9 protein-coding genes are annotated in these 9,619 nt (G+C 73.6%); 3 read left to right on the forward strand and 6 right to left on the reverse strand.

The features are described 5' to 3' along the window. Positions 1-160: 160 nt before the first annotated feature. The 6 genes from BU198_RS22945 to BU198_RS22970 all read right to left on the reverse strand — a co-directional run bounded on the left by BU198_RS22945 (position 161) and on the right by BU198_RS22970 (position 5,647). Complete coding sequence (locus BU198_RS22945) at positions 161-1,936, reverse strand: acetyl/propionyl/methylcrotonyl-CoA carboxylase subunit alpha (RefSeq protein WP_188298744.1); 1,776 nt, start codon at positions 1,934-1,936, stop codon at positions 161-163. Between the two features lie 158 nt (positions 1,937-2,094). Next, a complete protein-coding gene (locus tag BU198_RS22950) occupies positions 2,095-2,829 on the reverse strand; it encodes a hypothetical protein (RefSeq protein ID WP_188298745.1) in 735 nt (244 codons plus the stop codon). A gap of 58 nt (positions 2,830-2,887) precedes the next feature. After that, the gene (locus tag BU198_RS22955) at positions 2,888-3,490 is read right to left on the reverse strand and encodes a nucleoside triphosphate pyrophosphatase (protein ID WP_188298746.1); all 603 of its coding nucleotides are present in this window, start codon (positions 3,488-3,490) and stop codon (positions 2,888-2,890) included. Positions 3,491-3,524: 34 nt separating this feature from the next. After that, entirely contained in the window at positions 3,525-3,665 is a 141-nt protein-coding gene (mmpB, locus tag BU198_RS22960; RefSeq protein ID WP_188298747.1) for a morphogenic membrane protein MmpB, read from the reverse strand. A 129-nt stretch (positions 3,666-3,794) separates the two neighbouring features. Next, positions 3,795-4,016 (reverse strand): acyl-CoA carboxylase subunit epsilon, encoded by a 222-nt coding sequence (locus BU198_RS22965; protein WP_188298748.1) that lies wholly within the window; start codon positions 4,014-4,016, stop codon positions 3,795-3,797. Between the two features lie 29 nt (positions 4,017-4,045). Further along, complete coding sequence (locus BU198_RS22970) at positions 4,046-5,647, reverse strand: acyl-CoA carboxylase subunit beta (protein WP_188298749.1); 1,602 nt, start codon at positions 5,645-5,647, stop codon at positions 4,046-4,048. A gap of 247 nt (positions 5,648-5,894) precedes the next feature. Between BU198_RS22970 and BU198_RS22975 the strand changes: the two genes are divergently transcribed. The 3 genes from BU198_RS22975 to BU198_RS22985 all read left to right on the forward strand — a co-directional run. Then, entirely contained in the window at positions 5,895-6,788 is an 894-nt protein-coding gene (locus BU198_RS22975; RefSeq protein ID WP_188298750.1) for a biotin--[acetyl-CoA-carboxylase] ligase, read from the forward strand. Positions 6,789-6,973: 185 nt separating this feature from the next. After that, positions 6,974-8,098, forward strand: coding sequence for an adenylate/guanylate cyclase domain-containing protein (locus BU198_RS22980; RefSeq protein WP_317620270.1), 1,125 nt, complete (start codon positions 6,974-6,976; stop codon positions 8,096-8,098). A 397-nt stretch (positions 8,099-8,495) separates the two neighbouring features. Beyond that, on the forward strand, positions 8,496-9,619 hold a 1,124-nt coding region (locus BU198_RS22985; RefSeq protein ID WP_411293223.1), incomplete at its 3' end, for a diguanylate cyclase domain-containing protein.

Genomic DNA, 9,619 nt, shown 5'->3' on the forward strand with positions numbered 1-9,619 from the left:
CGGTGCGCACGGCGGGCCGGCCGGCCCGGGCGGCATGCCGGCCAGGCTGGCCGAGATGGGCCTGCCGCGCGGGCGCTGAGCCCGTACGGGGCCCGGAGACGCGACCGGTCCGCACGCCCCCGAGGGCGTACGGACCGGTCGGTGGAACCAGGGACCTCGGTCAGTCCTTGATCTCGCACAGCGCGGCGCCGCTGCTGACGCTCGCGCCGACCTCGGCCTTGAGGCCGACGACGGTGCCCGCCTTGTGCGCGTTCAGCGGCTGCTCCATCTTCATCGCCTCCAGGACCACGATCAGCTCGCCCTCGGCGACGACCTGGCCCTCCTCCACGGCGACCTTGACGATGGTGCCCTGCATCGGCGAGGCCAGGGTGTCACCGCTGAGGGCCGAGCCGGCCTTCTTGGTGCCCACCCGGCGCTTGGCCTTGGCGGCACCCGTCGCACCGGCCGCCGGGGCCGCCGCAACGCCCAGCGAGGACGGCAGCGAGACCTCGATCCGCTTGCCGCCGACCTCGACCACCACGGTCTCCCGGGTCTCGGCCTCCTCGCCGTCACCGGCCGCGCCGGCGAACGGCGGGATGGTGTTGGCGAACTCCGTCTCGATCCAGCGGGTGAAGACGGTGAACGGTTCGTCGCTGCCGTGTACCTCGGGTGCGAAGGCGGGGTCGGTGACGACGGCCTGGTGGAAGGGGATGGCGGTGGCCATGCCCTCGACCTTGAACTCGTTGAGGGCGCGGCGGGCGCGTTCCAGGGCCTGCTTGCGGTCGCGGCCGGTGACGACCAGCTTGGCGAGGAGGGAGTCCCAGGCGGGGCCGATGACGGAGCCGGTCTCGACGCCGGAGTCGAGGCGGACGCCGGGGCCGGTGGGCGGGGCGAAGAGGGTGACGGTGCCGGGGGCGGGGAGGAAGCCGCGGCCGGGGTCTTCGCCGTTGATGCGGAACTCGAAGGAGTGGCCGCGGACTTCGGGGTCGTCGTAGCCGAGTTCCTCGCCGTCGGCGATGCGGAACATCTCGCGGACGAGGTCGAGGCCGGTGACTTCTTCGGTGACGGGGTGTTCGACCTGGAGGCGGGTGTTGACCTCGAGGAAGGAGATGGTGCCGTCGAGGGCGACGAGGAATTCGCAGGTGCCCGCGCCCTGGTAGCCGGCTTCCTTGAGGATGGCCTTGGAGGCGCGGTAGAGCTCGGCGTTCTGTTCGGGGGTGAGGAAGGGTGCGGGGGCCTCTTCGACGAGTTTCTGGTGGCGGCGCTGGAGTGAGCAGTCGCGGGTGGAGACGACGACGACGTTGCCGTGTTTGTCGGCGAGGCACTGGGTCTCGACGTGGCGCGGGTTGTCGAGGTAGCGCTCGACGAAGCATTCGCCGCGGCCGAAGGCGGCGACGGCTTCGCGGACGGCGGACTCGAAGAGTTCGGGGATCTCTTCGAGGGTGCGGGCGACCTTGAGGCCGCGGCCGCCGCCGCCGAAGGCGGCCTTGATGGCGACGGGGAGGCCGTGTTCGCGGGCGAACGTGACGACTTCGTCGGCGCCGGCGACGGGGTCGGGGGTGCCGGCGACGAGGGGGGCGCCGGCGCGTTGGGCGACGTGGCGGGCGGTGACCTTGTCGCCGAGGTCGCGGATGGCCTGGGGGGGCGGGCCGATCCAGGTGAGTCCGGCGTCGAGGACGGCCTGGGCGAAGTCGGCGTTCTCCGACAGGAAGCCGTAGCCGGGGTGGACGGCGTCGGCGCCGGAGTCGGCGGCGGCCTTGAGGACCTTGGCGATGTCCAGGTAGCTGGTAGCGGGAGTGTCACCGCCCAGCGCGTAAGCCTCGTCGGCCGCGCGGACGTGCAGCGCATCCCGGTCCGGCTCGGCGTAGACGGCGACGCTGGCGATACCGGCGTCCGAGCAGGCCCGAGCGACGCGGACAGCGATTTCCCCGCGGTTGGCGATGAGCACCTTGCGCACTGTGGCTCCCTTCTTGAACCTCGTCGAGTTTATGGATTCCAGGGCAGTACCGGCGAGTAGCCCCGGGTTGTGAACTATCCCACACGCTCGGTGATACCCCGTGCGGCCCGGTGGACGGGCCCGCCGAGTGGCCGGGGCCACACGCTCGTCCTGGCCGCTCAAGCGGCGCCGGAGTGGGCGCCGGGCCGTTGCAGCGCCTCGGCCGTCACGTCCGCCACCGGCTCGACCATGTCGGGCCCGTACGCCTCCGGGTTGACCACCCGCAGGACGAGCGCGAAGGTGCCGTTGCGTCCGTACGTCCGGGCGAGTTCGCGGTGGTGCGCGACCAGGTAGCGCACTCCCGCCTGGTTGGCGATGCCGGTCTGGCCGGAGACCAGGAACACCGGGCGGCCGCCGTCCGGGGTGGCGATCCGGGCCAGCAGGGTGTGCGCCTGGTCGCGGTCGGCGGTGAAGTCGCGCCCGCCCACCACGATCACGTTGCTGCCCGGGCCCGGGCCCGAGGTGACGAGCGCGCCCGGCAGGCCCCAGGCCAGGTGCGCGGCCGTCCGCTCGTTGCTGACCGGACCGCCCAGGCACAGCTCGGTCTTGGCGCCCAGGCCGCGGTGCGCGGCGTCGTGGGCGACCAGTTCGGGCCGCGCCCCGCACTCCTCGACCAGGCCGGCCAGCCACATCAGCGCGTAGGCGTCGCGCCGGGTCACGGTGTGCGCGTGCGAGCCCGTCCCGATGCTGCGCGGCACCACGACCAGGCACTCGCTGCCGCCCGGCAGCCCGAAGAACTCCCGCACCCGCTCGACCCTGCGCCGCCGCCGCAGCACCTGGGCCAGCCAGCCGAGACCGGCGCTGATGGCGCTGGCGACCAGGCCGAGCACCACGTTGAGCACGCTGTCGGTCATCTGCCCTCCCCGTCCGAACGCCCGTCAGCTTAGGGGTGCGGGGCCGGCGTGCGGCAGGTCAGTCGGTCCACAGATCCGTGATGCGCAGATCCAGGTCGGCGAGCAGCCGGCGCAGCAGCGGCAGGGACAGGCCGATCACGTTGCCCGGGTCGCCGTCGATGCCGTCGATGAACGGCGCCGAGCGGCCGTCGAGGGTGAACGCCCCGGCCACGTACAGCGGTTCACCGGAGGCCACGTAGGCGGCGATCTCCGCGTCGTCCGGGGTGCCGAAGCGGACGGTGGTGGAGGCGGTGGCGGAGGACTGCCGGCCGGTCGCGGTGTCGATCACGCAGTGGCCGGTGCGCAGCACGCCGGCGCGCCCGCGCATCGACTGCCAGCGGGCCAGCGCCTCGGTGGCGTCGGCGGGCTTGCCGAGGGCCTGTCCGTCCAGCTCCAGGACGGAGTCGCAGCCGATCACCAGCTCGCCGCCGGTGAGTCCGGCGGCGACGGCCTTCGCCTTGGCCTCGGCCAGGACGAGCGCGAGCTCGGCGGGGGTGGCGGCGGTGATCGCGTCCTCGTCGACGCCGCTGACCACCACGCGCGGGTCGAGCCCCGCCTGGCGGAGCAGCCCGAGGCGGGCGGGGGAGGCGGAGGCGAGGACGAGGGGGCGCTGGTCGGTCATGCCCACCAGGGTAGGGGGTGCCGGTGTCCGCCGTTCAGGTGAACGAGCGGGAGATCATCATCAGTACGGCACCCACCAGCACCAGGGCGGCGAGGACCTTTCCGGCCCGTTGCATCCGCTCCTGCATCCGACGGGCCTCGGGCGAGGGCTCGTCGCGGGGATCTGACCAGAGCACCCGTCCAGAGTGCTCCCGCGGGGGTCCCGGCGCCTGAGTATCCGTACTCATGTTCCGGGCAAAGCGGGCGGAGCGGGCCGTGCGGGGTGGCGGGCCGACGGAGCCGGCCCGCCACCCCGCACGAGGGCGTCAGTGCGCCCAGCCCGAGGTCCGCCAGGCGTTGACGCCCGGACGGACGGCGGGGCGGAGCAGCCGGACGCGGTCGTTCCAGGGGGAGGCCGGGCCGGCACCGGCCAGGCGCGCCGTCTCGGCGGCGGCCTGCGCGGCGGCGGCCCGGGCCTGGACCACCGCCAGGACGGTGGCCAGCTCCTCGGGGGTCGGCTGCCCGTGCAGCACGTGGATCGGGGACATGGCTGGTTCTCTCCCGACAGGGACGGGGCCTACAGGGGGATGTTGCCGTGCTTCTTCGGCGGCAGCACCTCGCGCTTGCCGCGCAGCGCCCGCAGGCCGCGGACGATGTGCCGACGGGTCTCGCTCGGAGCGATCACCGCGTCCACGTAGCCGCGTTCGGCCGCCAGGTACGGGTTCAGCAGGGTGTCCTCGTAGGAGGCGATCAGCTCGGCCCGCTTCTCCTCGGCGGTGCCGGCCGCCTCGGCCTCGGCGATCTCGCGGCGGTGCAGGATGTTGACCGCGCCCTGCGCGCCCATCACGGCGATCTGTGCGGTCGGCCAGGCCAGGTTGAGGTCGGCGCCCAGGTGCTTGGAGCCCATGACGTCGTACGCGCCGCCGAAGGCCTTGCGGGTGATCACGGTGATCAGCGGGACGGTGGCCTCGGCGTAGGCGTAGATCAGCTTGGCGCCGCGCCGGATGATGCCGTCCCACTCCTGCTCGGTGCCGGGCAGGAAGCCGGGCACGTCGACGAAGGTCAGCACCGGGACGTTGAAGGAGTCGCAGGTGCGGATGAAGCGGGCGGCCTTCTCGCTGGCGGCGATGTCCAGGCAGCCGGCCAGGTCCATCGGCTGGCTGCCGACGATGCCGACGGACTGGCCCTCGACCCGGCCGAAGCCGGTGATGATGTTGCCCGCGTACAGCGGCTGGGTCTCCAGGAACTCGCCGTCGTCGACGATGTGCTCGATCACCTTGCGCATGTCGTACGGCTGGTTCGCCGAGTCCGGCACGATGGTGTCGAGTTCGAGGTCCTCCTCCGTGACGTCGGCGAACGTGGGGTCGAAGGACCGGTCGGCGTAGGACGGCGGGTCGCTCAGGTTGTTGGAGGGCAGGTACGAGAGCAGGCTCTTGACGTACTCGATCGCCTCCTTCTCGTCCGCGGCCAGGTAGTGGGCGTTGCCCGACTTGGCGTTGTGGGTGCGCGCGCCGCCCAGCTCCTCCATCCCGACGTCCTCGCCGGTGACGGTCTTGATCACGTCCGGGCCCGTGATGAACATGTGGGAGGTCCGGTCGGCCATCACCACGAAGTCGGTGATCGCGGGGGAGTACACCGCGCCGCCGGCGCAGGGGCCCATGATCAGCGAGATCTGCGGGATGACGCCCGAGGCGTGCACGTTGCGGCGGAAGATCTCGCCGTACAGGCCGAGCGAGACCACGCCCTCCTGGATCCGGGCGCCGCCGGAGTCGTTGATGCCGATGACCGGACAGCCGGTCTTCAGCGCGAAGTCCATCACCTTGACGATCTTCTCGCCGAAGACCTCGCCGAGTGAGCCGCCGAAGACGGTGAAGTCCTGGGCGAACACGGCGACCTGGCGGCCGTCCACGGTGCCGTAGCCGGTCACCACGCCGTCGCCGTAGGGCCGGTTCCGCTCCTGGCCGAAGTTGGTCGAGCGGTGCCGGGCGAACTCGTCGAACTCCACGAAGGAGTTCTCGTCCAGCAGTTCCACGACCCGCTCGCGGGCGGTCAGCTTGCCCTTGGCGTGCTGCTTCTCCACGGCCTTCGCGGAGCCGGAGTGCACCGCCTCGTCGAGCCTGCGCCGCAGGTCGGCGAGCTTGCCCGCGGTGGTGTGGGGGTCGTACGGCGCCTCGGTCATCCGGTGGCTCTCCCTGCTCCATGGCCGCGACCTGTTCGGGTGTGCGCGGGCCGGGTGGCGGGCCCGCGCCTGAGGGCAGGGCGGCGCTACGAACTACCGCTGGGTAGCGTAGCCAGCGCGGCGGGCGATGCGTCATGTCCTGGCGTTATGGTCATCGACACAGTTTTGCCGGCGGGCGTTCTGCGGGACGATGGGTCGGCCTGCGTCCTGCCGTCCCGGGCCGTCCTCCAGGCCCTAGGGTTTCCCCATGACCGCACCCGACACCCCTCGCCGCAGCGGACTGCGCGGTTTCGGCCACGCCGGACCCTCGCCCTGGACCGACCTGGACCGTCCGCCGCTGGACGAGGATGCGTTGCGTCACGACCTGCTCGTCCCCGGCGGTCTGTGGACCTCCCTGGACGTCGTGGCCGAGACCGGCTCCACCAACAGCGACCTCGCCGCCCGCGCCAGGGCCGGCGCCGCCCAGGGCGCGGTGCTGGTGGCCGAGGCGCAGAGCGCCGCGCGCGGCCGGCTGGACCGGCGGTGGACCGCTCCGGCCCGCTCCGGGCTGTTCCTGTCCGTGCTGCTGCGCCCCGAGGAGGTGCCGGTCGAGCGGTACGGCTGGCTGCCGATCCTGGTCGGGGTGGCCGCGGCGAGCACGCTCGACCGGGTCGCCGGGGTCGAGGTCGGGCTGAAGTGGCCCAACGACCTCCAGACCGAGATCGACGGCGCGGAGCGCAAGCTCGGCGGCATCCTCACCGAGCTGGCCGGCGGCGCCGTGGTGGTCGGCATGGGCCTCAACGTCTCGCTGCGCGCGCGGGAGCTGCCCGTCCCCACCGCCGCCTCGCTCGCGCTGGCCGGTGCCTCGACCACCGACCGGGGCACCCTGCTGCGCGCCCTGCTGCGGGAGTTCGCCGGGCTGTACCGGGAGTGGACGGCCGCCGCCGGCGACCCGCACGCCAGCGATCTGCTGCGCGCCTACGCGGACCGCTGCACCACGCTCGGCCGCCAGGTGAAGGTGCACCTGCCGGGCGACCGGGAGCTGGTCGGCGAGGCGGTCGCGGTGGACGGCGACGGACGGCTGGTGGTCCGCACGCCCGACGGCGCACGCCGGGCGGTCGGCGCCGGGGACGTCGTCCACGTGCGCCCCGAGCCCCGCTGAAACGGCCGTCCGCGCCTCTCCTTGCCTCCCCTTGACCCGGGCTGATGCCCCGGATCCGGCGATTCCGTGCGAACATTCCACCTGGCAGCGGTGTGAGGCGCGCCACTGCCCGCCCGGGTGGCGGACGGCGTGCCCGGACAGGTAGGACACGAGACGAGTGCGGCGGATCGCACGGGGACGGACCGGTGGCAGAGGACGGCAGCAGCGGCGCGACGGCGAGCGACGACGACCCCACGGTCGCGCTCGAACTGGAACGCCTGATCCTGGACGCGCCACGCCGCTACACCCCGTACCAGGCCGCGCGCGCCGCCGACGTCCCGATGGAGCTGGCCACCCGGTTCTGGCGGGCCATGGGCTTCCCCGACATCGGCCAGTCCAGGGCGCTCACCGACGGTGACGTGATCGCGCTGCGGCGGCTGGCCGGGCTGGTCGAGTCCGGGCTGCTCAGCGAGTCGATGGCGATCCAGGTGGCCCGTTCCACCGGCCAGACCACGGCCCGGCTGGCCGGCTGGCAGATGGACACCTTCCTGGAGAACCTCACCCAGTCCGCCGAGCCGGGGCTGACCCGCGCCGACGTCGCGTACCCGCTGGTCGAGCTGCTGCTGCCGGAGCTGGAGCAGTTCCTGGTGTACGTCTGGCGCCGCCAGCTGGCGGCCGTCACCGGCCGGGTGGTGCAGGCCGCCGAGGACAACGAGATCACCAGCGGGCGGCTCGCCGTCGGCTTCGCCGACCTGGTCGGCTTCACCCGGCTGTCCCGGCGGCTGGAGGAGGAGGAGCTCGGCGAGCTGGTCGAGACCTTCGAGAACACCTGCTCGGACCTGATCGCCGGCCAGGGCGGCCGGGTGATCAAGACGCTCGGCGACGAGATCCTCTACGTCTCCGAGGACCCGGCGACCGCCGCCGAGATCGCGCTGAGCCTGATCGAGGCGCTGGCCGGGGACGACACCATCCCGCCGCTGCGGGTCGGCATGGCCTTCGGCACGGTCACCTCGCGGATGGGCGACGTCTTCGGCACCACCGTCAACCTGGCCAGCCGGCTCACCTCGATCGCGCCCAAGGACGCGGTGCTGATCGACGGCGAGTTCGCCGCCGCGCTGGAGCAGAACGGCAGCGTCGCCCCGGCCGACTCCGAGGGGCCGGGGCTGGCCGAGGCGCTGTCGGCCGCGGCCGGGATGCCCGCCTCCGGGCTGCCGATACCGGGCCCGGACGCCGGGGCCAGGTTCCACCTGCAGCCGATGTGGCGGCGGCCGGTGCGCGGGCTCGGGCTGGTCGAGCCGTGGCTGCTCACCCGGCGGCCGAAGGCCGAATAGCGCCCGGCGCGCGGGGCAGGCGCGTGCGGAGAGCCGCGCGCCGACGGGCTTTCCGGTGCGTCGTTTCCCGGGTCGTCCTCCTTCGTGGGCAGCACGGCGTTTCCCGTGGCGAGCAGGGCCTTCCGGGTGCCGAACGGTTGAAACCCGTACGTTCTGGTGGCGGGTCCGCCCGGGCAAACGGGGCATAACCGAATGAAACCGCCATAGTCTTGGTGCAAGCGGCCGGTCGGGTGCGGCCGGTCGACGGGGGTCTGGCAGGACCGGGCACAGGGAGCGAGGCGAGCCGGTGAGCAGTGAGGCGATCATGACGGACCGCGGCTGCGTCTGCGGCAGCCCGCGGCAGCCCGACCCGCTGCCCGACCTGAGGCTCCAGTCCGTGGTCGAACTGGCCCAGGACATGGCCGCCGCGCTCACCCCGCTGGAGGCCGTCCGGGCCGCCGCCACCCGGGCCACCGAGGCGCTCGGCGCCACCATGGCCGCCGTCTCGGTCTGGGACCGCGAGTCCGGCCGGCTGCGGGTCCTGGTCAACCACGGCGACCTCGCCCCCGGCGAGGAGGAACTGCCCGAGGACGAGTCGTACCCGGTCGCCGACTTCCCCGAGATCGTCACGTACCTGGAGGAGCGCTGGACCACCGGGCGGCTGCCGCGCGCCTGGCTGCAGAGCGCCGAGAACAGCGAGCCGCACGCCGGGCACGCACACCCGACCGCCGGCGCGTACTGCCAGGAACGCGCCGCGGCCCTGCGCCGGCGCGGGCGCGCCTGCTGCGTGGTCGCGCCGGTCGTGCTGCACGGCCAGGCCTGGGGCGAGCTGTACCTGGCCAGGTCGGCCGGGATGCCCGAGTTCACCGAGGCCGACGCCGACTACGCGACGCTGCTCGCCGCCCAGGTCTCGGCCGGGCTGGCGCAGACCGAGCGCCTCGCCGACCTGCGCAGGCTCGCCTTCTCCGACCCGCTCACCGGCCTCGCCAACCGGCGCGCGGTCGACGCCCGGCTGGAGAGCGCGCTGGCGGCGCACAACCGCGACGGCACCGTGGTCTCGCTGGTGGTCTGCGACGTCAACGGGCTGAAGCGGGTCAACGACCAGCTCGGCCACGAGATGGGCGACCGGCTGCTGGAGCGGTTCGCCCACCAGCTCTCGCTGGCCGCCGCCAAGCTCCCCGGCAGCCTCGCCGCCCGGCTCGGCGGCGACGAGTTCTGCCTGCTGGTGGAGGGGCAGAAGGCCGACGAGGTGGTCTCCGTCGCCGAGGAGCTGTGCGCCAGGGCGCTCGCGCTGTCCGAGGGCGAGGGCGTGGCCTGCGGGGTCGCCTCCACCGGGGACTCGATCGGGCCGGTCACCACCCCCGACCGGCTGTTCCGGCTCGCCGACGCCGCCCAGTACCGGGCCAAGGCGGCCAGGGCCGCCCACCCCGTGGTCGCCGGACGCAGCCACGGCCCCGGCTTCTCACCCGACCCCACCGTGCTGCTCGCCGACGCCGCCGACCCGCACCACCGGGCGGACGGGCGGCGCGGGCCGAACGGCCG

It is taken from the genome of Streptomyces sp. CBMA156, from assembly GCF_014596515.1.
In the GTDB taxonomy this organism is placed as follows: domain Bacteria; phylum Actinomycetota; class Actinomycetes; order Streptomycetales; family Streptomycetaceae; genus Kitasatospora.

Coding starts and splice junctions, on each gene's coding strand:
- BU198_RS22950 (WP_188298745.1), bottom strand. CDS start 2,829: ATGACCGACAGCGTGCTCAACGTGGTGCTCGGCCTGGTCGCCAGCGCC.
- BU198_RS22965 (WP_188298748.1), bottom strand. CDS start 4,016: ATGTCCCCGATCCACGTGCTGCACGGGCAGCCGACCCCCGAGGAGCTG.
- BU198_RS22970 (WP_188298749.1), bottom strand. CDS start 5,647: ATGACCGAGGCGCCGTACGACCCCCACACCACCGCGGGCAAGCTCGCC.
- BU198_RS22955 (WP_188298746.1), bottom strand. CDS start 3,490: ATGACCGACCAGCGCCCCCTCGTCCTCGCCTCCGCCTCCCCCGCCCGC.
- BU198_RS22975 (WP_188298750.1), top strand. CDS start 5,895: ATGACCGCACCCGACACCCCTCGCCGCAGCGGACTGCGCGGTTTCGGC.